The sequence below is a fragment of the Bacillus sp. FSL R5-0447 genome, assembly GCF_038606125.1.
GTDB classification, from domain to species: Bacteria; Bacillota; Bacilli; order Bacillales; family Bacillaceae; genus Bacillus; species Bacillus velezensis.
In genome coordinates this window covers 537,652-562,345 of sequence record NZ_CP152012.1, presented here as the reverse complement: position 1 = coordinate 562,345, position 24,694 = coordinate 537,652, and the positions used below count along the sequence as shown (strand labels likewise).

At 45.2% G+C, this 24,694-nt stretch carries 24 protein-coding genes, 3 pseudogenes and 1 riboswitch; of the genes and pseudogenes, 12 read left to right on the top strand and 15 right to left on the bottom strand.

Annotated features, from left to right (window positions below; all coding sequences use genetic code 11):
- Positions 1-131: 131 nt before the first annotated feature.
- The 3 genes from dctP to NYE68_RS02790 form a co-directional block, all read right to left on the bottom strand.
- Positions 132-1,388, bottom strand: a complete 1,257-nt coding sequence (dctP, locus tag NYE68_RS02800) for a C4-dicarboxylate transporter DctP (protein ID WP_012116859.1) — start codon at positions 1,386-1,388, stop codon at positions 132-134.
- A gap of 108 nt (positions 1,389-1,496) precedes the next feature.
- Positions 1,497-2,168 (bottom strand): response regulator, encoded by a 672-nt coding sequence (locus NYE68_RS02795; protein ID WP_003156219.1) that lies wholly within the window; start codon positions 2,166-2,168, stop codon positions 1,497-1,499.
- Positions 2,143-3,765, bottom strand: coding sequence for a sensor histidine kinase (locus NYE68_RS02790; RefSeq protein ID WP_031378646.1), 1,623 nt, complete (start codon positions 3,763-3,765; stop codon positions 2,143-2,145). Before NYE68_RS02790 ends, NYE68_RS02795 begins: the two co-directional genes overlap by 26 nt.
- A gap of 80 nt (positions 3,766-3,845) precedes the next feature.
- On the opposite strand from NYE68_RS02790, the gene NYE68_RS02785 reads away from it, so the two are divergent.
- Positions 3,846-4,898, top strand: coding sequence for a TRAP transporter substrate-binding protein (locus NYE68_RS02785; protein ID WP_015416862.1), 1,053 nt, complete (start codon positions 3,846-3,848; stop codon positions 4,896-4,898).
- A gap of 85 nt (positions 4,899-4,983) precedes the next feature.
- A complete protein-coding gene (locus NYE68_RS02780) occupies positions 4,984-5,805 on the top strand; it encodes a manganese catalase family protein (RefSeq protein WP_012116856.1) in 822 nt (273 codons plus the stop codon).
- A 36-nt stretch (positions 5,806-5,841) separates the two neighbouring features.
- Here the strand turns inward: NYE68_RS02780 and NYE68_RS02775 are convergent, their stop codons facing one another.
- The 4 genes from NYE68_RS02775 to NYE68_RS02760 all read right to left on the bottom strand — a co-directional run bounded on the left by NYE68_RS02775 (position 5,842) and on the right by NYE68_RS02760 (position 7,948).
- On the bottom strand, positions 5,842-6,201 hold the full coding sequence (locus NYE68_RS02775; RefSeq protein WP_060675356.1) for a DUF4937 domain-containing protein: 360 nt from the start codon (positions 6,199-6,201) through the stop codon (positions 5,842-5,844).
- On the bottom strand, positions 6,176-6,535 hold the full coding sequence (locus tag NYE68_RS02770) for a cupin domain-containing protein (RefSeq protein ID WP_015416860.1): 360 nt from the start codon (positions 6,533-6,535) through the stop codon (positions 6,176-6,178). The genes NYE68_RS02775 and NYE68_RS02770 overlap by 26 nt, the downstream gene beginning before the upstream one ends.
- A gap of 134 nt (positions 6,536-6,669) precedes the next feature.
- Positions 6,670-7,041 carry a glucose starvation-inducible protein GsiB gene (gene gsiB, locus NYE68_RS02765; RefSeq protein WP_015416859.1) on the bottom strand — a complete coding sequence of 124 codons (372 nt, stop codon included), beginning with the start codon at positions 7,039-7,041 and terminating at the stop codon, positions 6,670-6,672.
- Positions 7,042-7,141: 100 nt separating this feature from the next.
- On the bottom strand, positions 7,142-7,948 hold the full coding sequence (locus NYE68_RS02760) for an EcsC family protein (protein ID WP_060675359.1): 807 nt from the start codon (positions 7,946-7,948) through the stop codon (positions 7,142-7,144).
- A gap of 166 nt (positions 7,949-8,114) precedes the next feature.
- Here NYE68_RS02760 and NYE68_RS02755 point away from each other — a divergent pair, with 166 nt between their 5' ends.
- The 3 genes and pseudogenes from NYE68_RS02755 to NYE68_RS02745 all read left to right on the top strand — a co-directional run.
- Positions 8,115-8,480, top strand: a complete 366-nt coding sequence (locus NYE68_RS02755) for a multidrug efflux SMR transporter (RefSeq protein WP_061890431.1) — start codon at positions 8,115-8,117, stop codon at positions 8,478-8,480.
- Positions 8,477-8,884, top strand: a complete 408-nt coding sequence (locus tag NYE68_RS02750; protein ID WP_229041612.1) for a DUF5360 family protein — start codon at positions 8,477-8,479, stop codon at positions 8,882-8,884. The genes NYE68_RS02755 and NYE68_RS02750 overlap by 4 nt, the downstream gene beginning before the upstream one ends.
- 57 nt (positions 8,885-8,941) lie before the next feature.
- Positions 8,942-9,157, top strand: a pseudogene (locus NYE68_RS02745) (DUF2188 domain-containing protein); the annotation flags it as partial.
- 58 nt (positions 9,158-9,215) lie between these two features.
- On the opposite strand, the gene NYE68_RS02740 reads toward NYE68_RS02745, so the two are convergent.
- Positions 9,216-9,569, bottom strand: coding sequence for a hypothetical protein (locus NYE68_RS02740; protein ID WP_007410203.1), 354 nt, complete (start codon positions 9,567-9,569; stop codon positions 9,216-9,218).
- Positions 9,570-10,224: 655 nt separating this feature from the next.
- Here NYE68_RS02740 and NYE68_RS02735 point away from each other — a divergent pair.
- The 5 genes from NYE68_RS02735 (at position 10,225) to NYE68_RS02715 (ending at position 13,942) form a co-directional block, all read left to right on the top strand.
- On the top strand, positions 10,225-11,502 hold the full coding sequence (locus NYE68_RS02735; protein WP_088005335.1) for an Nramp family divalent metal transporter: 1,278 nt from the start codon (positions 10,225-10,227) through the stop codon (positions 11,500-11,502).
- A gap of 104 nt (positions 11,503-11,606) precedes the next feature.
- Positions 11,607-11,873, top strand: a complete 267-nt coding sequence (locus NYE68_RS02730) for a hypothetical protein (RefSeq protein WP_014416946.1) — start codon at positions 11,607-11,609, stop codon at positions 11,871-11,873.
- Positions 11,874-12,098: 225 nt separating this feature from the next.
- Positions 12,099-12,677, top strand: coding sequence for a hypothetical protein (locus tag NYE68_RS02725; protein WP_227051479.1), 579 nt, complete (start codon positions 12,099-12,101; stop codon positions 12,675-12,677).
- A 96-nt stretch (positions 12,678-12,773) separates the two neighbouring features.
- Positions 12,774-13,331 carry a hypothetical protein gene (locus NYE68_RS02720; protein ID WP_229041614.1) on the top strand — a complete coding sequence of 186 codons (558 nt, stop codon included), beginning with the start codon at positions 12,774-12,776 and terminating at the stop codon, positions 13,329-13,331.
- A gap of 380 nt (positions 13,332-13,711) precedes the next feature.
- A complete protein-coding gene (locus tag NYE68_RS02715; RefSeq protein ID WP_022552619.1) occupies positions 13,712-13,942 on the top strand; it encodes a hypothetical protein in 231 nt (76 codons plus the stop codon).
- Positions 13,943-14,336: 394 nt separating this feature from the next.
- Here the strand turns inward: NYE68_RS02715 and NYE68_RS02710 are convergent, their stop codons facing one another.
- Together NYE68_RS02710 and NYE68_RS02705 are read right to left on the bottom strand one after the other, a co-directional pair.
- Complete coding sequence (locus tag NYE68_RS02710; RefSeq protein ID WP_254926347.1) at positions 14,337-14,471, bottom strand: hypothetical protein; 135 nt, start codon at positions 14,469-14,471, stop codon at positions 14,337-14,339.
- A pseudogene (locus tag NYE68_RS02705) lies at positions 14,471-15,517 on the bottom strand (Rap family tetratricopeptide repeat protein). Before NYE68_RS02705 ends, NYE68_RS02710 begins: the two are co-directional and overlap by 1 nt.
- 659 nt (positions 15,518-16,176) lie before the next feature.
- Between NYE68_RS02705 and NYE68_RS02700 the strand changes: the two are divergent.
- Together NYE68_RS02700 and NYE68_RS02695 are read left to right on the top strand one after the other, a co-directional pair.
- On the top strand, positions 16,177-16,626 hold the full coding sequence (locus NYE68_RS02700; protein WP_025649977.1) for a hypothetical protein: 450 nt from the start codon (positions 16,177-16,179) through the stop codon (positions 16,624-16,626).
- Between the two features lie 63 nt (positions 16,627-16,689).
- The gene (locus NYE68_RS02695; RefSeq protein WP_025649978.1) at positions 16,690-17,247 is read left to right on the top strand and encodes a hypothetical protein; all 558 of its coding nucleotides are present in this window, start codon (positions 16,690-16,692) and stop codon (positions 17,245-17,247) included.
- Positions 17,248-17,282: 35 nt separating this feature from the next.
- Here NYE68_RS02695 and NYE68_RS02690 read toward each other — a convergent pair.
- The 5 genes and pseudogenes from NYE68_RS02690 to NYE68_RS02670 all read right to left on the bottom strand — a co-directional run.
- Positions 17,283-17,714 (bottom strand): annotated as a pseudogene (locus NYE68_RS02690) (peptidoglycan-binding protein); the annotation flags it as partial.
- 336 nt (positions 17,715-18,050) lie between these two features.
- A complete protein-coding gene (locus NYE68_RS02685; RefSeq protein ID WP_014416943.1) occupies positions 18,051-19,772 on the bottom strand; it encodes a pyruvate oxidase in 1,722 nt (573 codons plus the stop codon).
- A 57-nt stretch (positions 19,773-19,829) separates the two neighbouring features.
- Positions 19,830-20,276 (bottom strand): NUDIX hydrolase, encoded by a 447-nt coding sequence (locus NYE68_RS02680; RefSeq protein WP_033575061.1) that lies wholly within the window; start codon positions 20,274-20,276, stop codon positions 19,830-19,832.
- 52 nt (positions 20,277-20,328) lie between these two features.
- Entirely contained in the window at positions 20,329-22,149 is a 1,821-nt protein-coding gene (locus NYE68_RS02675; RefSeq protein WP_324636117.1) for an APC family permease, read from the bottom strand.
- A 156-nt stretch (positions 22,150-22,305) separates the two neighbouring features.
- Positions 22,306-22,452: riboswitch (cyclic di-AMP (ydaO/yuaA leader) on the bottom strand.
- Positions 22,453-22,587: 135 nt separating this feature from the next.
- Positions 22,588-24,693 carry a cellulose biosynthesis cyclic di-GMP-binding regulatory protein BcsB gene (locus tag NYE68_RS02670; protein WP_324636118.1) on the bottom strand — a complete coding sequence of 702 codons (2,106 nt, stop codon included), beginning with the start codon at positions 24,691-24,693 and terminating at the stop codon, positions 22,588-22,590.
- Position 24,694: the final 1 nt, after the last annotated feature.

Sequence of the window (24,694 nt, the reverse complement as noted above, 5' to 3'; positions counted from 1 at the left end):
TTGTAAATTATATAACAAAATGACGCTAAGGTCTTTGTCCACCTCCTAATAAATTTAAACAAATTTATCTTTTTTACTCATGGCGGCCGAAAAAAAGAACGGCATGCCCGATGCATGCCGTTCCTTTCCTTTTATACCGCCGTTTTCATTTCTTTAACGGCCTGTGTGCTTTTCGCTTCGTCAAACTCATTTTCGCTCTTGGCTACGATGATGGTGGCGATTCCGTTTCCGATCAGGTTGACGATCGCCCTTCCTTCACTCATAAAGCGGTCGACGCCGAGGAGCAGCGCCAGCCCCTCCAGCGGAATAACCTGAAGCGCCGATAAAGTGGAGGCGAGCACGATAAATCCGCTTCCGGTTACGCCCGCCGCGCCTTTTGATGTCAGCATCAGCACGAGAATGATCGTAACCTGCTGGCCGATGGTAAGGTCAACGCCGAACACCTGCGCCAGAAAAACCGTCGCCATGGACAGATAAATCGAGGTGCCGTCCAGGTTAAAAGAATATCCCGTCGGAATGACAAGGCCGACAACCGATTTGGAACAGCCGTAGCGCTCCATTTTATCCATCATCCGCGGAAGGACGGACTCAGAAGAGCTTGTGCCGAGAACGATGAGCAGTTCATCTTTAATAAAACGGAGATAGTTCCACAAGCTGAAACCGAATAGTTTGCAAATGATATTCAAAGCGACAAATACAAACAGGAACATCGTAACGTATACAGACAGCATCAGACTCGCCAGCGGCTTGATGGAATCAAGGCCGAAGTGCCCGATCGTATAGGCCATGGCCCCGAATGCGCCGATCGGCGCCGCGCGCATGATGTAGCCGATGATTTTGAAAAAAACGTGCGACAGTTTATCGAAGAAATCAATAATGCTTTTGCCTCTTTCACCGAGCGCCGCCAGGCCGACACCGAATAATACAGAAAAGAATAAGACCTGAAGAATGTCGCCTTTTGCGAAAGCGTCAACCATATTTGACGGAACGATGTGAGTGATAAATTCAATCCAGTCAATCCCCTGTCCCCCGTTTTGCGTGTACTGAGAGACATCCCCTTTTTCAAGCTTGCTGTAATCAAGCCCCTCACCGGGTTTCATGATATTGACGACCAGAAGTCCGATAATAAGGGCGATGGTGGTCACGACTTCAAAATAAATAAATGCTTTTCCCCCGACTTTGCCGACTTTTTTCATGTCTCCCATCTTGGCGATGCCAAGCACGATCGTCAGGAATATGATCGGTGCGATAATCATTTTTACCGCATTGATAAATGTATCGCCGAGCGGCTTCATCTGCTTCCCGGCCTCAGGCCATACGAGTCCGACAATAACGCCGATGATCACCGCCGTGATGACCTGCACCGTAAGATTTTTGAAAATTTTCATCCCTACTCCCCCTTGCCTCTCGCTGCGTCTATACGAAAATGATAGCGTTTTCAAACAAAGAGGGGAAGCTTATGATCATAACGGACATTTTGGTCTTTTTGGTCTCGGCTAGCGGACGAATTTGTAGCGGTTAACCGGCCGGCCCACTCCCCCGTATTGAATGTCGAGCTTAATCTGGCCGTCTTTTTCAAGAAAATCAAGATAACGCCGCGCTGTCACCCTGGCGATTCCGAGCGCTTTGGCGGCTTCTTCAGCTGAAAGCGGCTCCGTCTGCTGTTTCATATAGGTCAAAATTTCATTCATCGTAAAATGATTTAACCCCTTCGGCAGATCCCGGGACGGATTTTGCGGAATTTTAAGCAGCATGTCAAGCTGCTCTTGCGACATGGTGTCATGCTCTTCAATTTTCCGTTTATATTGTTTATAGTTTTCGAGCGCCTGTCTCATCCGCTCCAGCTTAAACGGCTTCAAAATATAGTCGGCCGCACCGTTTTGCAGCATAAGCTGGATTGTTTCTTTGTCTTTTGCGGCCGAGACGATGATGACGTCCACTTCGAGCTTTTGTTTTCTGATTTCCTGGAGTGTTTTAATTCCGTCTTTTTTCGGCATGTATACGTCTAATACCACGAGCCCGGGCCTCAGATCTTTTATAAGCCTGATTCCCTCGTCTCCGTCAGCGGCTGTGGCGATGACGCTGAACCCCGAAACACCGGTGATAAATTCTTTATTCACCTCCTGCACCATCGGATCATCTTCAATAAGCAGCACCTTGATGTCCATCGAATGATTCCTCCCCCTTCATCGGAAATAAAATAGAAAATGCCGTTCCCTGTCCCTGCCGTGTGTCGACTTCAATAATGCCCATCCCTTTGTCGACGATTTGTTTGACGAGGTACAAGCCGTATCCCGTTCCTCCCGTTTTATTGACGGTAAACCCTTTGTCATAAAGGTGCGGGATGTGCTGATCGGAAATCCCGCTTCCGTTGTCTTCTATTAATATAGCAAGCACTTCATCATTTTGCTCGATACTGATGTCAATATGTTTGTCCTCCGTGTCCGCTGTTTCGAATGCGCCGAACGCATTTTCAATTAAATTGCCGAGCAGGACGACGATGTCATGCTGGTCGACATGCTCCGGAAATGCCGAGAAACTGCTGTTTTCATCAATTTTCACAGAAATGCCAAGCTCTTTTCCTCTTTTGATTTTGCTTAACAGCAGTCCCGCCGCAGCGTCATTCTGAATGGCCTGATGAAGAAAATCGGTGACGCTTTCTTGTTCTGATGATTCCTTAAAAGCAAGCTGGAGCGCTTTTTCTGATTTTCCGAGCTGAATCAGTCCCGCGATGGTGTGAAGCTTGTTCATATGTTCATGATTTTGAACTCTGAGCGCATCGACAAAATTTTTCACACCTGTCAGTTCTTCCGCCATTTTCGCCGCTTCCGTCCTGTCCTGAAAAATGGCGACGGCTCCGATGACCTTCTTTTTCATGACGATCGGAATTCTGCTGCTCATGATCACCTTTCCGCTGACTTGGATTTCTTCATTATATACGGCTCGGTTCCGCTCGACGATTTCAGGGAGGCGCGAATCTTTTAACACGTCCCAGATAAGCCTGCCGTCTGTTTCTTGTCTGACATTGAATATCTGCTTCGCTTTTTCATTAAAAATGGTGATGTGATGCTGATTATCAATCGCGATGACGCCCTCATTCATTGAATGAAACGTAGCGGTCCGTTCCTCATACATTCTCACGATCTCATGGGGCTCCAGCCAAAACATTTGTTTTTTGATGTGGCGGGCCAGCAAAAAGGAGCCGGCCAGTCCGAACCCGAGCGCCAGCAGAACGATAAACAGTATTTCATGTTTCAGCTGAAGAAGAATTTCACCGAATCCGGGCAGCGTTTTACCGGCCAGAACGACGCCGATCTGATTCAAATTCCGGTCTTTGATGGGATAAAAAGCGCGGACGGCGGTGCCGATCTCTCCCTTTGCTTCGGAAAAATAAATGTGCTCGGCGAACGCCGCGGCTTCGTCCTCACCCCTTGAACGCTTTCCGATCATTGTGCTGACGGGATGTGAATAGCGGATATGATCCATATCCATGACGACGATGTAATCCGCTTCATTGATGATCCTTATTTCTTCGACCGCATGGCGCACGTCTTCCCTTTGTTTTTTCTGCTCCAGGGCGCGTTTGACATCGGTCATCTCAGATACCGTCCGCGCGGTATTCATCAGCCGTTTTTTCAGCTCGCGCTCCTCTGTATGCTGAATATTTCCGATCAGCACGATGCCGACGATCAAAAAGGTAAAAAGCACGACGATATACGAAAGTATGGTGATTTTCCAGCGGATGGTGAGCTTTTTTTTCGTCATTGGCCTCTTCCTTTCCGTCTCTTTACGAAAACGGCCCGCCCGATTATGCTTGTTATAGAAAATGGCGGAGGGGGTTTTCGATGAAAAGCTTGCTGACTTGTCTCAGCCTGATGGTACTCGGTATCGGAACCGCTTTATTCATCGGCTTTCATGATCGTTTCTCAACGGAAGAACCGTATTATGATGACGAACAGGAAGGCCTGAAAGATCAAATCGTTTTCAAATTCAGCCATGTCGTTGCTGAAAACACGCCAAAAGGGCGGGCGGCGAATAAGTTTGCCGAACTTGTCTATCAAAAATCCGGCGGCACCATTAAAGTAGAGGTGTTTCCAAACGGGAGCCTCTATTCGGATAATGAAGAAATAAACGCCCTCCAAAACGGGGACGTGCAATTCATCGCTCCCTCCACCTCAAAGCTCGGATCACTGTCTCCCGAATGGGGTGTTTTGGATCTGCCGTACGCGTTTACAAACTATAAAGCCGTGCAAGAAGGCCTGAACGGCAAAATCGGCACACGCCTGTTCGCTTCATTAGAAAAGCATCATTTGAAAGGACTGGCGTACTGGACGAACGGGTTTAAGCAGCTTACGTCAAATAAAGGACCGATCTTCACTCCGGACGATTTGAAAGGACAGGCGCTCAGGATCATGCCGAGCAGCGTGATCGAAGACCAGTACCGCCTGCTCGGCGCGCGCCCGCGGCAGGATTCCTTTAATTCCACGTTTCAGCTCTTGGAAAGCAATCTTGTAGACGGAGAAGAAAATACGATTTCAAATATCTATTCTAAAAAATTTTATAATGTTCAAGATTATTTGACAATCAGCAATCACGGGTACCTCGGTTATGCCGTGATGACCGACGAGCATTTCTGGAATTCACAGACAGAAAAAACGAGAGCCATCTTAACGGAGGCGATGAGAGAAACGACGGAGTGGAACGAAGCCTCCGCTGAGAAAATGAATAAAGACCAGCTTGAAGAGATAAAGAAGAATTCATCCATTACTATTCATGTGCTGAGCAAAGCGGAAAAGAACACATGGATGAAACGCCTCGACCCGATTTACGGACAATATGAACAGATGATCGGCCGCGGGCTTGTGCAGGATTTGTTATCCTTGCGCCGCGAGCCTTAGCAGGACCAATACGCCCATCTCCGTTTCATCCCTTTTCCCGCCGGGGAAGTAAATAGGGACAGAGCAAAAAAAAGGAGATGGAGACATGTTTACACATACGAAAAAACTGCAGCATCCGGCTAAACCGGATCGTCCTGACCCGCTGTTCGCAAAAAAGATGCAGGAAATTTTAGGGGGACAATACGGGGAAATATCCGTCGCCATGCAATATTTGTTCCAAGGATGGAATACACGGGGCAATGAAAAATATAAGGATCTTCTGATGGATACCGCGACGGAAGAAATCGGCCATGTCGAAATGATCGCGACGATGATTGCGAGACTGTTAGAAGACGCCCCGCTGGCAGAGCAGGAAAAAGCGGCTGATGATCCGGTCATCGGGTCCATTTTAGGCGGGATGAATCCGCATCATGCAATTGTCTCAGGACTCGGCGCAATGCCGGAGAGCAGCACGGGCGTTCCGTGGAGCGCAGGCTATATCGTCGCAAGCGGAAACCTTCTGGCAGACTTCCGCGCCAATCTGAACGCCGAATCACAAGGAAGGCTTCAAGTCGCACGCCTGTATGAAATGACCGATGATAAAGGCGTGAAAGATATGCTCAGCTTTTTATTGGCCCGCGATACCATGCATCAAAACCAATGGCTTGCGGCCATTAAAGAATTAGAAGAACAGGAAGGTCCGATCGTTCCTTCCACATTCCCGAAGGCGCTGGAAAAACAGTCATTCTCCCATAAGCTTATTCATTTCTCAGATGGCGGAGAAAGCGCTGAACAAAATTGGCTGAAGGAAACAGCGCCGGACGGAGAACCATTCGAATACGAAAAGGAACCGAAAGCGCACGGCGAAATAGCTAAGCTGGATCCCGTCCCGCCGTATGTCCACAACACGCTTCCCGGACGCGAGTAAAGACACAAGCCCAAAACAAACTGTTTTGGGCTTTCATTATGCCTTCAGAACCGTCCAGTCCGGTTCGTATCGGATGTCAGGGTGATGTAACAGCTCGTGAATGACAGGTTCATCCTCTTCATACAGCATCACTTCTATTGAAAGAATCGCAGCCTTCTGCTCGTTTTCTTCGTATATTCGGTCATGTTCGTTCTCCATAAAATCATCATAGGCCTGTCTGTTCTCCCAAACGCTGATGATTTCCGCGATGAACAGGCCGTCTGCGTTTTTCCGCCACCCGCCGGCCTGTTTGACGAAGCCATTTACACATGATAATGCTCCCCACCTTGACTGTGCTTGCGCAAATGCTTCAGCGTTTGCAGCGTCTGTTTCACATACAATCTTTTTGATCAGCATGACGTTCCTCTGTGATGACTGTTTTCGCACGCGTATGCTCAACACACAGATTCACGGTTCTGACGTAAGAGCGGGTGCGGTGAATCGTGCCTTTCGGGATGAGCAGGCTGTCATTTGCTTTGAGCACTGCGGTTTCTTTGTCCTTAAAATCGATCAGCAGCTCACCTTCCAGAACGATGAACCATTCATCTGAGTCAGGGTGATGGTGCCAGTCATATTCTCCCGTAAACACTGCGAGGCGCACACAGTGGTCATTGATCTCCGCGATTGAAAAATTGTCGTGTTTTTCTTTGACTTTATTGGCGATAGCGAGCAAATTCAGCATGTCAGACACGAGTGAAAAACCCCTTTTTCATTTTATTGTATCGCAACGGCGGCTCAGATCAAGATTTTCCCAAAATAAAAAGCGATCCAGCTGATGCGCCGGATCGCTTTTGATCTGCAGGTTGTCTGCCTTTTATGCTTTTATTAGCTGCTTCGTCTGTTTCCGCCTTTTTGGCCGATTTCCTTATAAAAATCTTTGTCATGATTTTTACTTGTGGCTTCTCCGCCTTTTTGGCCGATTTCTTGATAGAATTCCTTGTCATGGTTATTGCTAGTGGCTTCTCCGCCTTTTTCACCGATTTCCTGATAGAATTCTTTGTCGTGATTTTTGCTAGTGGCTTCTCCGCCTTTTTCACCGATCTCCTGATAGAATTCTTTGTCGTGATTTTTGCTTGTTGCTTCTCCGCCTTTTTGACCAATTTCCTGATAGAATTCTTTGTCATGGTTATTGCTTGTGGCTTCTCCGCCTTTTTGACCTGCTTCTTCTCTGCTCATTTTGTTATTATCTTGTGCCATTTTTGAATTCCTCCTTTAATTGGTGTTGGTTGTTGGTTTCCCGATTTCAGAACTGCTAAACAAAGAAAACACATTGAATGTGTTTTCGGGTGGTTTTTTATCATTCTGTATCCCTCATGCGTTTTAGAATCCGGCGTTTTTTATAGAGCATGATGCCTGTTTCCGCGATGCTTTCTAAAGCTGAACGGTTGGCGGACGCGCCGAAGATGATGCCTGCGGCCGGAACCATTTGCAGCAGTTTTTTCGCGGCGAACGTATCGCGATAGCTGTAAACGACTTCCCGCCAGCCTTGGATTTGCGAGGCGACGCGCTGATAGGCGCGGTCGTTTTGATCATATTGCCGTAAATCTTGCAGGATCGCTTTTTTTCCGATGACGTCACTGGATGCAAGCTGGAGCAATTTGACGATAAACACGCGTTCTTTTTTGTCTTTCGGATCAAAGCCGTAAGCAACCGCGATATCCTGCAGCGTCTTTAAGGACAGGCCGAGCATCGCCGGAATGTCTGCCGCCAGCGTGAATACGCCGCCGACTCCCGTTGCGGCTCCCTGCACCGTCGCGGCCTTTACGCTTGTACGCGCTACGGCTTCTGCGATTTCGTCCATGACGGCAAGCGGCGCAATGCGGATGTCGTGAAGCGTTCGACATGTACCGTGCGGCAGCCGTTTTTGAAACTTTTTCGTGATGCGCTTTTCAGATGTCAGGTACTGTCCGCCTGACTGAATAAACGTTCCCGTTTCATCGAGAATGAGTCCGATTTTCCTCTGAATAAATTGCGGTGTCAGCTTGTCCAAAAGCTGAAACGGCAAGCGGGTGAATGTTTGCCAGAACATCACCCTCTGCTGCGCCTTTTCCCATTTTTGAATGTCTCTCAGTTGTCTTTCCAGGTCTGTCCGCTCTTCTGTCACCCGTCCTGCACGTCCTTTCTGATTTCTTTGTTCATAGTATACCTTTATGGCGTTTTCTTTTAACACCCGGACGGATTTTTTATCCGGAAAACATTCCATTGTTTAATTTTCTTCAAATTCTGTATATTGTATAATTTTGAATAATACGATTGAAGGAGAATGTTGAATGCAATGGATTTATTTAAGTTTAGCGATCATTTTTGAAGTATTGGGTACGGTCAGCATGAAATTATCAAATGGATTTACAAAACTTGTCCCAAGTATTTTATTATTATTGTTTTATATCGGCAGCCTTTGTTTTCTTACTTTGACTTTGAAATATATAAGTGTCTCCATCGCGTATGCGGTCTGGTCGGGGATGGGGATCGTACTGATTTCCATGATCGGAATTTTTTTCTTTCATGAACAGTTCTCTGTCATAAAAGCTGTCTCTGTTCTTTTGATCATCATCGGTGTTGTTTCCTTAAACTTTATTTCTGAAAGTGAAACGTCATCAAACGGCAGTAGCGTTCATACGGACAGAAACAGATGATGAAAGGGTTAAAGGTTCTCTTCCTCATTACAGATATTGGATTTATCGTTTATTGGATTGTTACTTTTTTTGAGTGGATTCCAAAAAACATGGTGTTTAAAGATTATGATAACGCCATGATCATGGCCTGGAACTGGTCATTCTTTCCCTTAGATATTTTCATTTCGATAACCGGGCTGTACAGCTTGTTTCTTTATAAACGGACACATGCGTTATGGCGCCCTTTCGCATTAATATCACTTGTGCTGACCTTTTGTTCAGGCCTGCAAGCGATAGCCTTTTGGGTATTTATCGGTGATTTTGATCTTATGTGGTGGGCATTCAATCTGTACTTGCTTCTTTATCCTTTATATTTTATTCGGAAATTGCTGGTCTCTCGTAAAACTAGCTGTCATTCTTTTTGATAAGGCGGTTTTCTTTTTCTTCAGGCGGGAAACACTTTTCATAAAGGAGTGATAGACATGCCTTGGTCTATGAAGGATTATCCGCAATCATTGAAGAATCTCGAGGAACCTGTGAAGAAAAAAGCGATCGAAATCGCGAATGCGATGGTAGATGAGGGTTATGAAGAAGGACGGGCCATTCCCATTGCGACAAGTCAGGCGAAAGAGTGGAAAAAAAACGCTTCTAAGGAAGAAATCGATCAGCTGATGAAACACGATGATGAAACGAAACGCGGAAATTGAATCGGAATAAAGGAAAAACCCCGCTCTCAAGAGAACGAGGTTTTTCTGATTATAAACCGTAATAATAAGATAGTGTGGTGACTGAAACGTAGCCTGTCGCTCCTGCATACGTGACTTTCAGCCATTTATTGGAATTGGTGTAGTGGCCTTGAACATATTCTCCGGTTACCCAAGAACCTGTAATTTTTTTACCGCTTGAGAATGTTGTGATCGTTGAACAGCTGACCTTAGAGCATGAGCGCATATTAGCACCGTAAATACCGACTGTGCCCCCGCTGGCTAAAATGGAAACGTCCGGTTCAGCTTTAGGTTTGAAAGCTGCTGCTGATGCAGAGCCGCCAAAAGCGAATAAAGAAACAGCAAAAATCATGGCTAAAGAAATGATCGACAAACGACGTACCAAGAAAATTCCCCCTCTTTTATCATATGGCCGGAAAGCTTTCCTGACGTTATTATACTTTTTTGCCCGGGAGACTGAAATAAGTCTAATGCTCCAACTTCTTTTCTTCGCAAGTGACCATGCCGATTCTTTTTTTGATAGATAACAGCGGTTTATTGGACTGGAATCACTGATATATCGTTGATTCAAACGTTTATTCAGAGCAGCCGGAGTTTTTCCGGAGGTCATTTGAATGGTACAGAAAGGTTTTATCTTCCAATGGAAAGAAACATTATTATTCTATTTACCTGGGAAAACGGAGGAAATACAGCGTCTTTTTCTCAAATCAGTTGGGCGGACAGAAAGTTGTGAAGTTATATAGGCAAGTGTCCTCTTTTCACCTTTTTAAAAGAACGCTCCACGCATCCGTGCATGATCGGAGGCGGAAACACGCTTTGCGAACGGCATCGCTTCTTTCCCGGAACGATGCCGTTTTCATTTTCGGACCTTTCTTCGGCGGGATACATATCATAGATAAAACAGGGCATCAATGTGCCGGTTTATTGAACATAAAGAACTTGACATCTCATAATAGCGGATTTATGATGTAGATAAAATAATTTGCATCTAGGAAACTTTTTGTTATTTAGCTAAAAATCTATCGGAATTTAGGTGAGACATAATGAGCAAAGACATCTCAGCACAATCACTGCAAGCAAAAGCCGTGCAGGATGCACTTGACGGCAAAAGCAAGGGATTCAAGCGGCTTCTGCCTTTCTTAGGCCCAGCCTTTATCGCGGCGATTGCCTACATTGATCCGGGAAACTTCGCTACGAATATCTCAGCTGGTTCGAAATTTGGGTATATGCTGCTGTGGGTCATCCTCTTTTCAAACTTGATGGCTTTTTTAATCCAAGTTCTTTCCGCGAAGCTCGGCATTGCCACGGGTAAAAACCTTCCGGAAATCGCCAGAGACCGGTATCCGAAATGGGTATCAGCCGGGCTGTGGATACAGGGTGAACTGGTGATTATGGCAACTGATCTGGCAGAATTTATCGGGGCGGCGCTCGGGCTCAACCTGCTGTTCGGCATACCGATGGTTGAAGCGGCCATTATTGCGGCGATCGGATCATTCGCGATTTTAGAGCTGCAGCGCCGGGGTTACCGGGCGCTGGAAGCGGGCATCGCCGGACTTCTGTTCGTCGTAGTGATCGCCTTCGCTCTGCAAACCTTCTTTGCCAAACCTGACGCCGCTTCCGTTCTCGAAGGGCTGTTTATCCCGAAAATTGACGGAATGGACAGTGTGCTCTTGGCAACCGGGATACTCGGCGCAACCGTGATGCCGCATGCCATTTACTTACATTCCGCACTGACACAGCGCCGTGTCGTCGGAAAAACGGATAGTGAGCGGAAAAAGATTTTTAGATTCGAGACGATTGACATTCTCATCGCAATGGTGATCGCCGGGGCGATTAACGCAAGCATGCTCATCGTCGCTGCCGCGCTTTTCTTCAAGAACGGGCTGTATGTAGAAGATTTAGACGTGGCTTATCAGCAATTCGGCCACTATATCGGACCGGCTTCAGCCATTCTCTTCGGGATCGGGCTGCTGGCTGCAGGGCTTTCAAGCTCTTCTGTCGGCACATTGTCAGGCGATATTATCATGCAGGGCTTCATCCGTTACCGTATCCCGCTTTATTTGCGGCGTTTCATTACCATCATTCCGCCGATGATCATCATTATCTCGGGGGTCAACGCCACAGAAGCGCTCGTATGGAGCCAGGTCGTTCTTTCATTCGGCATCTCCTTTGCGCTCGTGCCGCTGATTATGTTTACAAGCAACAAACGCCTGATGGGCGCCCTGACGAACCGAAAATGGGTGACGGCTCTCGCCTGGCTGATTGCGGTTTTGGTGATCGCGCTTAATCTGTTTGTGATCTACGATTCATTCCGTTAGAAAAAACCGGCCATTGCGGCCGGTTTTTCTTTTGACGCCGGGTGCCGTTCGTATCTTTTTCCGGGCGTTTTTGGTATGATAGAAGAAAAATCGGAGTTTTGCTTATGTCAGTATTTATCCTTTTTTATCTGTGGATTGTGCCGATTGTCATCGGCATCTTCTGTTCTCTTTTTGCTTATCGGACAACGGGTAAGAAACGTCTGATTCCCGGCTTTTTGATGATCGCATTAAGCATCGTTTCCTTAATCACGGGGCTTTGGATCGGCGGGGTGAACTATCATGTGTTCATCGGGGGCATGTTTTTATTCGGAACGTTATTGGCCGGCTCCGCCTTCCCGTTTTTCTTCGCTCTTTCACGCAAACGAAAATAAACAGGCATGCCGCCTGTTTATTTTTATTCATTAACCCTAAATTATAAAACCGCTCCGATAATGTGATTCCGCCTCAATCAGCCTGTACATGTGTTATATAGGCTCCAGCCCATGTCCCATCTCATCAAAACTGCAGCCAAAATGAATCCTGCTAAAGAAGATTTTGAATTATAAGAAAAATACTGTATTAAAATCCTATTTACCCCAAAAATACCTATTGATAGAATGGTATCTGAGAGGGAAAAATGTTCAAAGCGGATCATATCGGTCCCGCCTAAATACATAGTCTTTCATTTCTCTCTACACTACATTTCTAAAGGAGGATTTCCCATTAGACACGCAGCTAAAGGCATTCTGTTTGCCGCATCTTTAGCCCTTGTAACTACTGCTTTTGTCCCCGCATCCTTAGCTAAAGAAAATCATAATAATACTGCCAATGCCACTGGAACGACCAAATCATTTTTTTATCAGACTGATACGCAATTTTCCTACGGACTTAAAGCACAAAGCGATGCATCTGTGTCAAAACCAGTCAAAGATGTAATCAGAGAAGTGCTGAAAAATAAAACAAAATTATTCAATCTTGTTGAAAAATTAGCAGGAAAGAAAATAAGAAATGAACTCGAGTCCGTTTTCAATGAACACATCGAACCGGTTTTAAAGAAAATGCTGAACGAGTATGTCGCCTTAAGCTGGACTGACGTGGAAAAGAATCTTTATCTTTCACTTAAAAAGTCCGGACTTTCTGACAGCCAGGCTAAAAACCTCGCTCATTTGACAACTTTAGCAATGAAAGCATTTTAAAATCATTCATAAATGATCGTCAGGAAAATACGTATGAAGTAATGCAAAGTGCTGTTAGATTCACTCTAATAGCACTTTTTCATTGGAGATGTCAAAATGACTGTCTTTTTTACTGTTTTGCTCACTTTCTTATGCTGCCTTGTGATTTCATCTCTTATTTTTATGATTCTATTAAAAAAAGAGATCGTGGATACACCGCCAAACCGCTTAGCTCATGCAGCATTCATAGGGCTTACTGGATTCTCCCTGTTCTTCGCTGTGACTGTACCCAGCCTAGTTATGTATTTTGCAGCTATAACTGTAAATCATTTTTTCGGAGAATATATCATCTATGGTTCACTTTCAGACTTATACATATTTTCTGTCGTCGTCAGTATTTTAGCTTTAGTTTATATGCTAATCCTTACGGCAATTGTAAAAGGAATGACTCATGTTTTGACATTGCCTGCTTGGTCAGCCTATATCCTTGAATTCATTTTTGCATGGGCTGCTGTTTACTTCTCAATCCAATACGTTTCCAATCATATCATTGAGAACATATCTATATTTCAAAGTGGAGAAATTCTTCTTTCATTGTTCATCACTTTCTTATTTTCGGGATTGGATATCCTTTTCACTAATTTGGATAAGATCACAAAAGAGAAATTAGGCTAAGGGGGTAACAAATATGAGGATCATGACATATATATTCTATTTTTCTATTTCTTTAGTTTTGCAGGTGGTATGGCTGCTATTAATAAAAGATACTCCTAATATATTTCTGATAGATATGATTACGGTGTCCTTCGTATTCACCCTCTTTATGTTCATCTTAGATCAAATTTTCCAAAAAAAGCGGACACATTAGGGACTGTTTTTTAATAATCCTCGGGCTTCTCTTTCGTTTTGAAATGATTCCGAATCTGGGGATGTTGCGGCGAACCGTTCATTAATGAATAACACCAGCCTCTGTAAAATACTTCTCCTTTTATATAACATCCTGACTTTTCCGTCATATATTCAAACGAAAAAACTGCAAAAGGGAGTAATGAAACATGATATTGTTTATTGGCAAGTTCATGTTGCTCTTTTTATTCTGTTCGCTGGCATATTATTTATTTAAAATTGTTTATTACAATATAGGGAAGAACATTGCGCTTAAAACCCCGAAAGGGACAAAGACAAACCGGACGGCACTTGTGTTTGTCAAAAATGGAACTACACTGAATGATGGAGATTACTTTATGATCGCTGTTGTGACCGCTCTCTGGCTGTTCTTGAGATGAATTGCACTGAGCACTGGTCCTTCATAAGTTTCTTGATCAGCTATCGCCCGCCAGCTGTGGTTTTTCACAATCTCCGTTTCCGTTTAGGGCGGCTATATGCAAGCCAAGTCGCTCAACAAACAAAAAAAATAAACAGGCATGCAGGCTGTTTATCAAGGTCGAAATCTTCTCGATAGCTCCTTTGTTTTTCCTTGAATGATTGAAGAAAGGCTTAAAAATGGACGGCGTCTTTCTCATGCATGCATAGTTCAAGAAAACACTTCACAGCAAAACGGAAAGGTGAACGCAATACACTCAGCGGTTAAGAACCATATGAGGCTGCGTATGTTGATTACTGGATAAGAAAAAGAAATCCCCCAGTCTTAAAAGGTGGAGGTCAAAAATTGGAGAACACTTAAATATTTATAGCTTTTTCAGCGATGTGGAAAGTTCCAGAATCACTCATTTCAGCAGTATAAACATTTGTTACACTTAATAATCCAGTAAAAAGAATACCGATTAAAGCGGAGCTGATTATAACCTTCTTCATTATATAGCCTCCGTAACCTTAAGTATTTGTGTTTGGGCATGTATGGTTTTCTTTAAAAAGTTTCTTCCCTCTGCATAGTTTCTCTTCTCAAAATGAAAGTCACCTAATTGTTCAGTTAGCTCTGCGAAATCAGACCAAAGGCGTTTCTCTTCTAAGTAGCCTAAGCTTTGTTTCACTGCTGTTTCATTATATTCTTCGTATAATGAATTAATGATTTTTAATTTCGCCAAATATTCTTCTTCATTAGAAGTCCGAGCACGATTTAAAGCCGTTTGTATCAATATGTTCTTTCACGTCTATTGCCTTTTTGAAATTCTCTTCAGCAGCAATCAAATTTTCCCCTCTTAAATAAACTAAGCCTAAGTTATGAAAGATCACCCGATAATCCTTTTCACTTTTTCCTCTTCCAACCCACGGGCGATACTTAATGCTTCCCGATAATATGATTCTGCTTCCGTCAGCCTGTACATATCGTACATGTTAGCACCGACCATCATATTACAGCCAATCACTTTCACTTTGTATAATTGATTTTTTTCAAACAATTGCTTGGCTTTTTTCAAATGATTGAGGGAAACAAAGTGCTGATCAATTTGATAATAGGCATCAGCTATTTTGTAATGAAATTCAGCTTGCTCCATTTCATCTGATACAGCATTCAACTCTCTCTCTGCTTTGCGATAATAGCTTATCGCATCAACATACTCTTTATGATCAAATTCATACATTCCACGAAAAAATAATGAGTAATACTTCAAGAGGCCTGTAAGTCTTTTTTGCGGCTTTTCTATTTTTTCAAGCAGTTCGTCGACTGTGGGGCGATCTCGATATCTGTCTTCCGGCTCCAAGGAATCTAACATCAATTGGTGACGAAAGCACATCAATGAATAAAAAACAAGCAAATCCTGATCCTCTTCCATCTCCTCTATTTCCTGTTCGACCTCAGCCTTTAAAATCTCAGCATCAGGCACACTGAACTGGCGAATCATTTTGTACCATTCATTGATCTTGACACCAACTTGGGACGACGGCAAAACTTGATCCATATATACCTCTCCCTCTAATCACTATTTTTGTAATATTATAACTATTTGAACATAAAGTGAAAACGAAAAAAAACCGCAATTTACTTTTGCGTCATACTCACCTGATTAACTTGTTTTTAAGACACAGGGAAATTATACCTCAACATAAAAATACTGTATAAAAATACTATTTACCCAAAAAATACCTATTGATAGAATGGTTTCTGAAGGAGGTGGAAAAATATTCAAAGCGAATAATATAGGACTATCCTAAATACATAGTCTTTCATTTCGCTGGCAGATTACATTCCTAAAGGAGGATTTTTCATTAAACACGTAGCTAACGGTATTCTATTCGCCACATCTTTAGCCCTTGTAACTGCTTCTTTTGTCCCCACATCCTGAGCTGAAGAAAACCGAGATATCACTACTAATGCCACTGGAATTACCAAACCAATTTTTTATAATAATTGATAAGCCGTTTTCCTTTTAGCTTAAACTGGTTTTAAAGAAGCTATTAAACGAATATGTTGCCTTGAGTTGTATTGACGTGGAGAGAATCTTTATCTTTCACTTAAAAAGTCTGGACTTTCTGACAAGGCTAAAAGCCTCGCTCATTGGACAACGTTAGCGATGAAACATTTTATTGTTATTCATAAATTATTAGGAGGAAAATATATATGAAGAAGAAAGTAATCCCTGTAGTTTTAAGCGCAACTCTACTTACATCATTCTTGGGTACTTCAGGTGCTTTAGCAGCTGAAAACAGAACCACAACTCCTGTACCGGTAACGAAAACTGCACCAGGTACTATTCCAACTGGAATGCCTGGCACTATTCCAACCAAAGCGGCTCTCAATGGTGACTACCAAACCCAAGGTGTAGTTTCGTGGTCCTATAAGGCTTTCAGAGCTGCCTGCCGTTCAGGTGGATGGCTTTTATCAAAAGCCTTAAAGCCATTCTCCCCTAAAGCTGCGGCATGGATTAGAAAAAACTCTAAGAAGGTTGCCGACATTATGGATAAAGGTGAAAATTGGGGTGTAAAACAATTTACAAAAGCTTTTAAAGCTATCGGAGCTCCTACAGATGTAGCTACCACTTTAGCTAAATTCATTGTTGCTTTGATTTAACATATTTAAAATTTAAAGTGCTGTTAGATTCACTCTAATAGCACTTTTTCATTGGAGGTTAACATGGCTATCTTTATTACCGTATTGCTCACCATACTATGCTGTCTTGTTATTTCATCTCTTATTTTTATGATTCTATTAAAAAAGGAGATTGTGGATACACCACCCAACCACTTAGCTCATGTAGCATTCATAGGGCTTATTGGATTCTCCCTGTTCTTCGCTATAACTGTACCTAGCCTAGTTATTTATTTTGTAGCTATAACTGTAAATCATTTTTTCGGAGAGTATATCATCTATGGTTCACTTTCAGACTTATACATATTTTCTGTTGTCGTAAGTATTTTAGCTTTAATTTATATGCTAATCCTTATGGCAATTGTAAAAGGAATTACTCATATTTTTAAATTACCTGCTTGGTTAGCCTATATACTTGAATTCATTTTTGCATGGGCTGCTGTTTACTTCTCAATTAAATATGTTTCCAGTAATTTCATTGAAAACATATCTATATTTCAAGGTGGAGAAATTCTTCTTTCATTCTTCATAACTTTCTTATTTTCGGGCCTGGATATACTTTTTACTAATTTGGATAAGATCTCAAAAGAGAAATTAGGCTAATAAAAAGAAAAGCAGGCAATTTAGAGCCTGCTTTTTTATTCCCTTTTTAACATTTCTCCAAGCCTTGCTTTCGTTTTCGGCCCGTAAATGCCGTCAGCAGGCAGTCCATACATGGACTGGAATCGTTTGACCGCGTTTGCTGTTTTCGAACCGTAATAGCCATCTATTCCGTTGTTCTTTGCCCCTTTGTCCGGATAATAATAGAGAGCTGCCAAAGCTGTCTGGATCTGTTTCACGGCCGTTCCCTTAGTTAAGGGGCTTGTCACTTTAAAAACGCCCGATGGCAGCGTGTAAGATGATTTTTTTCCTTTTGTTGGAGAGCTGGCCGAGTCCGTCAGCTTTAATACTTGGCCGACTTTGATAAAATTCGGGTCCTTGATACTGTTCAATCTCTGGATGGTGGCCATGTTTACGGCAGTTTTCTGTGCAATTACAGGGAGGACATCTCCCTTCTTGACGGTGTACGTCGCCACGCCAGTCTTTGTTCCTGTTTTTGCTGATAAGGGCTGTGCGATGCTAATGTGCGAACCACGTTTGTTATGAACTGTCCTGGCCCTCCAAAAGCTTTTTTATCAGCCATCGCTTGCTAGCTGCAGATTTTACGATTTTCTTTACCGTTTCCGCAGATTTTAATACGGTATACTTTCGGTTACGGTTCCCGTCCTCTAAGCTTCCAAGCGGGTTCAAACTGCTGACCACTTCCTTACCATGGAAGGGGTCAGTAAAGAAATAATCATCAATAAGAAAGCCTAAAAAAATAAACAGGCATGCTGCCTGTTTATTTTTTTATAACCACCGGCTTCTTAAAACAGCCGTTTTAAGCTTTTCTTGAGTGACGGCATTTCGATTTTTTGGTTTTCAAAGAAGTTTTTCAGCATGTATTTGCTGAAGCCCTTCGCTTGGCCGTAAGTGATTTTTCCCGGAAGCGGCGGCTCGTCGCCGATGACGGCGTCGATGACGACCGGCTCATTTGAGTTGAGCGCTTCATGAAAAGCGGGAGCCAATTCCTCGTGTTTCGTCACTTTGATGCCTTTTGCCCCGCAGCTTTCTGCAAAAGCGGCGTAATCCATATTTTGCAGCTGGGTGACGTAGTCAATGTTGCCTTTGACCCGCTGTTCATATTCAATCATGCCTAAATTTTCGTTGTTTAATATGACAACCGTAATCGGCAGTTTATATTTAACAGCCGTCGGCAGGTCCTGCATCACCATTGAAAATCCGCCGTCTCCGCAAATGGCGATGGACTGCCGTTCAGGTTCGGCAAGGCTTGCGGCAATCGCTCCCGGAAGCCCGCATCCCATCGTGGCGAGCCAGCTTGAGACGATAAAGTCCTGCTTCTTCATCTTAAAATGGCGGGCCATCCACACCGTAACCGTTCCGACATCCACCGACAGGACGGCGTCCTCTGCGGCGGCATCCTGAAGCCGGGCAATGACCTGCTGCGGCTTGAGCGGATGAGTCGCTTCGGTTTCATCCTTTTCGATTTCCTTCCACCAATGCTTCATGTGCTCGGTGCAGGCGTCCAAAAATCTTCTGTCTTCTTTATATTCAATGTATTCCGTCAGCTCTTTCAGTCCCAGAGCCGCATCACTGACGATTCCCGCATTGACGGGATAGCGCTTCCCGATTTTCGCCGGATCCGAATCAAGCTGAATAGCAGGCGTATCATCCGGGAGATAATCCCTGTATGGGAACGACGTACCGAGCATGATCAGCAGATCGCATTCCTCCATTGCTTCGTAGGCGGGCTTTGTGCCGATTTGCCCGAGATTCCCGAGAAAGTGGGGATGGCTGTCAGGCACGACGCCTTTTGCCGGAAGGGTAATGACAATCGGAGCGGCCGCTTTATCGGCGAATGCGAGCAGCTCCTCTTTTGCTGATTTTAACCCTTGGCCGGCGAGAATGACCGGTTTTTTTGCGTTGTTAATATATTGCGCGCATGTCACGAGATGTTCTTTTTTCGGCTCTATATCAGCTTTGAGGTATATCGGCGATGTGTAAACCGGCTCCCGTTTGATTTTTTGCGCGAATAAATCATCAGAAACGGTTAAAACGGCAACGCCTTTTTTGCTGTAAGCCGTGCGGATCGCCTGATTCAGAAGATCGGGCAGCGCTTCTGCCGTATGTACTTGCTGGTTGAATACCGCCACGTCCTCAAACATTTGCTCTAATTTGATTTCCTGAAAGCTGTCACGGCCGATTTCATCGGAAGCCACCTGTCCCGCAATCGCCAGCACCGGAACGCCGTCCGCTTTGGCGTCGTATAAACCGTTCAGCAGATGAACGGCCCCCGGTCCTGCGATTGAAAGGCAGACACCGATCTGCCCGGTCAGTTTTGCCTCAGCCGCGGCGGCCAGGGCTGCGACTTCTTCGTGCCGGGTTTGGATGAATGTCAGGTTATTTCGTTCATGTCTCAGTTCTTCGATAAATTCATTAATGCTGTCTCCGGGAATGCCGTATATATGACCGACTCCCCATTGTTCAAGCAGCTCCGTCATTACGTGTCCTGCTGTTTTACTTGGCATACTGCATCCTCCTTTTACCTGTATTCATCCCCTTTTTCATACGGGTTGAAACACGGGCTATGCTCTCAGCTTTTTTCTTAGCAGATCAAGGATGGATAACAGATTTCGGTCTTTAAGGACTGCCTTACGATTTGCCGCCCCATTGAGTCCGTCTTTTATTTGCCGTTTTCTGTTCGGCACCATGAACAGCGGCAGCCGGTTTGGGGAAAACCAGCGTAAATCGGCGGTTTCCGATCCGTTCATCAGCGGTGTTCCTCCGGTAATGGCTCCGATGAAAACGTGCTGTGTATCTTCAAATGCCGGCCTTTCATACTCACCGGATTTTTGCAGGATGGTCACGTTATACCCGGTTTCTTCGAAGGCCTCTCTGACGGCTGCGGCTTCAGGTGTTTCACCTTCTTCAATCCTGCCCCCGGGCAAATCCCATAGTGGAACGTCTTTTCGTTTTACGAGCAATATGTCCCGCCCGTCATTTTGTATGATGACAAAAGCGCCTTGTGCCATGTCGTCCTCCTTTACAAAAAAGACCGCGGCATTTTAGCCTGCGGTCTTTCCGTTACTTTTTAAAATGATACGGCAGGGTGGCGACGATTATGTCCTTCTTCCAAAACAGCCGGACGCGGAGCAAGAAGGCTGATTGGTTGTGAAGGATGGTCTGCCAGCGTTTTTTCGTAATAAATTGCGGAAACAGCACCATCACGGAGAACTTTTCTTTTTTCGCTTTCTGTTCGACCGTTTCTAAAAACTTATCAAACGGATGAACCAGACTGCGGTATGAGGAATGCAGGGTGACGAGGCGGACGCCGTTATGAAGTTCTTCCCAGCGTTTTTCCACCTTTTTTTCGTTTTCTCTGTCAAAGGAAACATGAACCGCAATGACCTGATCCGATAATGATTTCGCATACTGAATCGATTTTTGGACGACGGTGGTGACACCGGCGACAGGCACGATGACGACAGTTCCCCTGATTTCCTCAGGCTGCTGATCAACGACCCGCAGCTGTTCACTGACCGCGGTGTAGTGATTTTTAATGACGAAAAACAGCATCACGACAGCAGGCATGAATAACAGCACCGGCCAGACAAGATTGAACTTCGTTGCAAATAAAATACACAGCACCATAAATGAAATGGCGGCGCCGCATGAGTTAATCAGCATTTTTACCGCCCAGCCCTTCGGCTTCTGCCTGATCCACTTGATGCACATTCCCGTCTGCGACAGCGTAAACGGAATGAACACGCCGACGGCATAAAGCGGAATTAAATGTTCCGTGCGGCCGCCGAATAAAAGAATGAGCAGGATGGACGCGATACCGAGAAAGATGATGCCGTTTGAAAAGCCTAACCGGTCGCCTCGTACCGTAAACATTCTCGGCATATACTGATCGCGCGCTAAATTAAACGCCAGCTGTGGAAATGCGGAAAAGCCCGTATTCGCCGCAAGCACGAGAATCAATGATGTAACGCCTTGAATGAAATAATACACCGTATGCCGTCCGAAGGTTTCCGCGGCGATTTGTGAAATAACGGTCTCGTTAGGCTTCGGACCCGTGCCGTAGCCGTACGCCAGCACCGTAATCCCCGTAAATAAGATCGCCAGCAGAATGCCCATCATGGCCAAAGTGCGGGCCGCGTTTTTTGCCGGAGGATTTTTAAAGGCCGGGATCGCGTTTGAAATGGCTTCAACACCGGTCAGCGCCGAACAGCCGGATGAAAAGGCCTTCAGCAGCAAAAACAGCGTGATGCCCGCCACGGTCGTGCCGATTGGTGTATGCTCGGCCGGATGAACCTGGCCCGTCATGAGCTTAAACAGCCCGACGACGATCAAAAGGACAAGCGCCGCCACAAACAGATAGACGGGATACGCCAAAATGGACGCCGATTCTGACAGCCCTCTCAAATTTAAAATCATAATCAGAATCACAAGCAAAACAGCAATGAGCAAATGATGCGGGTGCAAAGCCGGAAATGCCGATGTAATCGCGTCAGTTCCGGCAGAAATGCTTACCGCCACCGTCAGAATATAATCAACAAGCAATGAGCCGCCCGCAATCAGGCCGGGCTTCTCACCAAGATTCTCTTTAGAAACCATATAAGCGCCTCCGCCTTGCGGATAAGCGTAAATAATCTGTCTGTAGGACAGAATCAAAGCAAGCAGCAAAATGAGAACACCGGCTGCGATCGGAATGGAATACCAAAACGCGGCCGCGCTTACCGCAGCCAAAATGATCAGAATCTGTTCCGTTCCGTAAGCAACTGATGACAGCGCGTCTGAAGAAAGCATGGCGAGCGCCTTGAGTTTCGTGAGTTTCTGCTCTCCGGCCGCCTGTGATTTCAGCGGTTTCCCAATCAAAAATCTTTTGATTGAATGGTACATTTGTTGTTTTCCCCTTTTTTTCATTTTCCGTTTGATTTACAAACCCTTACTGCTATGATGTCTCCGAATGCTGATTGCATGCCATATTTCAGCACAGCAAAAAGACACAGAGGCAAACGGATGCCCCTGCGCCATAATCGTGCACAGGTTTCATTCATCTCCTCTCATGAACGCTTACGAGGTTAGCTGTCGGATTCGGGCTGATGAGAGTTGGCCCTACCTGAAAAAGGATTCACCCCAAGCGGCATCACGCGCCGCAAATTGGTTCCCCCGCTCTGATTACAGATTAAGCGATATAGATTATAAAAGAGATCATACTCCCGTCCCGTTCAGTTGTAAAGGGGCTTTTATGCTGTTTCAAAAATAAAAAAATCACCGCCAAAAATGGAAATAAAAATACAAAAAAAAGAGGCCTGTGAACGGCCTCTTTTTCCTTCATTACTCTTCGCTTTTTTCATGATCCGCTTTTCTTTTTTTCCTTCTTGCCGTCAGCCAGATCAGACCGGCCGCAATGATCATAAGCGCCGCGAAAACAGCAATATACGTAACGTTCAGTGCTGCGGACCGGCTTTTCGTATCAGCCGATGGACTGCTGTCATCTGACTTGATTTGCTGATGGTTCGAAAACAGCTGCTTGCCTGTCGTTTCGTTAATGACGGTTGCGGCATCGCTTGTGCTGTCTAAAAAGCTGATCAGCTCTTTTGTGACAGACGCGCCGCTTCCTGATAACGGAGCAAAAACAGCGATGCTCCGGCCGGAGTCCCAAGGTGATTCCTGGGTAAACGCGACTTGTTTCGTTGTCTCATTCAGCATCTGAAACGAAGAAACATCGTACGCGCCGCTGCGGTCTGACGGCACGAGAAGCTTAGAGGCGTTTGACTTTAAAAGCGGGATTTGCGGCAGGCCTCCGATAAACACAACATTCCGGCCTTTGGCATCCGCTTCCTTCATGTCTGATGCCGTCTTTACGGTAAAGCCGTTTCCGAATGAATCCGCCACCAGAGAAAGTTCTTTCAATGTCTGTATGTTTACGCCATCCGGGATGACGATCACTGTTTTCTCTTTCCCGCCGCCCGCAAACGGGAGCGGCCATTGCCCGAAATCCGCTTTCTGCGCCGCATCGCTTACCGGATACGTCAGCGTGCTGCTTTTATCAATATAGACCCATTTGTTTTCGTCACGGTCGATACACGGATTGTTATGTTTCAAACCTGATGTGACAAATTGCAGATCAATGTACCTGCTGCTTCGCAAAAGCTTCGGATCAATCGGGATGGAGACGTGGTAAAAGCCGTCTTTATCTTTATTGCCGAGATCATCAAGACGCACCGCATTCGGCTGTCCGTTGACCATGACGTTCAGCTCCGCTCTCTCAGCGTCATCATCTGAATCCGCCTTCGTCCGGATCGATTCCGACGTTTTTAATGTAAGTGAAAGCTTGACCTTACCGTCTTTATCAACAGCGGCAGCCGCAGGGTAAAAGAAGTGCTCTGACGCCGTTTTGTTTGATCCGATCGTTACATTTCCCGCGCCGAAGTCCTCTAGTGTCAGTTTATTGCCTGTCTTTTCCGCAGCAGGCTGAAGGCGGCCGATTGTCAAAGTATCTCCGCCCAGCTGACTTGAATAAGCGCTGTCTGTGATGACGCGGATTTTATCCGCCAGCGTTTTGTCTGATTGCGCCGTGACAAACAGGACGGGCTGCCGTTTGTCCCCTGATGTCAGAACCCGTTCAGCGAGAAGAAGTTTGTTGTCTTCCGCTTTGATGTTCCCGCGTTCGAAAAGCTCTTTTATTTTCCCGTTCCAATGCTGATCAGCGCCGATGACAATTGACGGATTGCTGATTTTGCCGGCGTCGGATTCTTTTACATAGGATACCTTCAGCCTGCTGTCTGCCGTTTTCAGAAATGCTTCTGTTTTGACTGCGGCTTCGGCTTCCGCCGAGGTCGGTTTGTCAGGAAGGATAATATCGGTTTCTTCACCCGTATTGCCTGATTGGGCAAACGGATACGGGAAATGGCCGAGATCCGCTCCCTTTGACTTGCTTGCTTCTGAAAGCACAAGGCGGCTGTCCGGATAAATTTTTATCCAGTTGCCTGACGTATCCTGCCTGACGCAGACGCCCTCTTTTAATACGCCGTAAAATTGCAATGATACATTGTGATAGCCTTGGGCGGATTGGCTTTTGCTGAGATTGAGCTTCACCGTTTTCCGCTTGGAGCTGCCGTCAAGCTTTATGGATTTGACGGGTTCATCATCAATTGCGATGGTTAAAGAAGACGGGGCAATTAATAAGTTTGACGCCTCGTAATCAATCAGAAGCGACTGATCGGCATTCGAAGCTCCCGCAGGAATCTGATAGGTCAGCTCTGCGCTGTCTTTCGCCCCGTACAGTGTCATCAGATCGCCAGTCAGCGCCTGCTGCTCTTTTGCGCCGGCGCTTGTTCCGAGGGCGGAACCGTCCGTTTTCAGTTCCCGGGCCGCGGCCGCCTGCCCGTTATACATCAATAGCAAAAGGCCGGTTATCAATATGATCGCTTTTTTCAAA

Bases quoted from the DNA above. Each gene is read 5' to 3' on its own strand.
- dctP (WP_012116859.1), bottom strand. From the start codon at position 1,388: ATGAAAATTTTCAAAAATCTTACGGTGCAGGTCATCACGGCGGTGATC.
- NYE68_RS02795 (WP_003156219.1), bottom strand. From the start codon at position 2,168: ATGGACATCAAGGTGCTGCTTATTGAAGATGATCCGATGGTGCAGGAG.
- NYE68_RS02790 (WP_031378646.1), bottom strand. From the start codon at position 3,765: ATGACGAAAAAAAAGCTCACCATCCGCTGGAAAATCACCATACTTTCG.
- NYE68_RS02785 (WP_015416862.1), top strand. From the start codon at position 3,846: ATGAAAAGCTTGCTGACTTGTCTCAGCCTGATGGTACTCGGTATCGGA.
- NYE68_RS02780 (WP_012116856.1), top strand. From the start codon at position 4,984: ATGTTTACACATACGAAAAAACTGCAGCATCCGGCTAAACCGGATCGT.
- NYE68_RS02775 (WP_060675356.1), bottom strand. From the start codon at position 6,201: ATGCTGATCAAAAAGATTGTATGTGAAACAGACGCTGCAAACGCTGAA.
- gsiB (WP_015416859.1), bottom strand. From the start codon at position 7,041: ATGGCACAAGATAATAACAAAATGAGCAGAGAAGAAGCAGGTCAAAAA.
- NYE68_RS02755 (WP_061890431.1), top strand. From the start codon at position 8,115: ATGCAATGGATTTATTTAAGTTTAGCGATCATTTTTGAAGTATTGGGT.
- NYE68_RS02750 (WP_229041612.1), top strand. From the start codon at position 8,477: ATGATGAAAGGGTTAAAGGTTCTCTTCCTCATTACAGATATTGGATTT.
- NYE68_RS02730 (WP_014416946.1), top strand. From the start codon at position 11,607: ATGTCAGTATTTATCCTTTTTTATCTGTGGATTGTGCCGATTGTCATC.
- NYE68_RS02725 (WP_227051479.1), top strand. From the start codon at position 12,099: ATGGTATCTGAGAGGGAAAAATGTTCAAAGCGGATCATATCGGTCCCG.
- NYE68_RS02720 (WP_229041614.1), top strand. From the start codon at position 12,774: ATGACTGTCTTTTTTACTGTTTTGCTCACTTTCTTATGCTGCCTTGTG.
- NYE68_RS02715 (WP_022552619.1), top strand. From the start codon at position 13,712: ATGATATTGTTTATTGGCAAGTTCATGTTGCTCTTTTTATTCTGTTCG.
- NYE68_RS02710 (WP_254926347.1), bottom strand. From the start codon at position 14,471: ATGAAGAAGGTTATAATCAGCTCCGCTTTAATCGGTATTCTTTTTACT.
- NYE68_RS02700 (WP_025649977.1), top strand. From the start codon at position 16,177: ATGAAGAAGAAAGTAATCCCTGTAGTTTTAAGCGCAACTCTACTTACA.
- NYE68_RS02695 (WP_025649978.1), top strand. From the start codon at position 16,690: ATGGCTATCTTTATTACCGTATTGCTCACCATACTATGCTGTCTTGTT.
- NYE68_RS02685 (WP_014416943.1), bottom strand. From the start codon at position 19,772: ATGCCAAGTAAAACAGCAGGACACGTAATGACGGAGCTGCTTGAACAA.
- NYE68_RS02680 (WP_033575061.1), bottom strand. From the start codon at position 20,276: ATGGCACAAGGCGCTTTTGTCATCATACAAAATGACGGGCGGGACATA.
- NYE68_RS02675 (WP_324636117.1), bottom strand. From the start codon at position 22,149: ATGTACCATTCAATCAAAAGATTTTTGATTGGGAAACCGCTGAAATCA.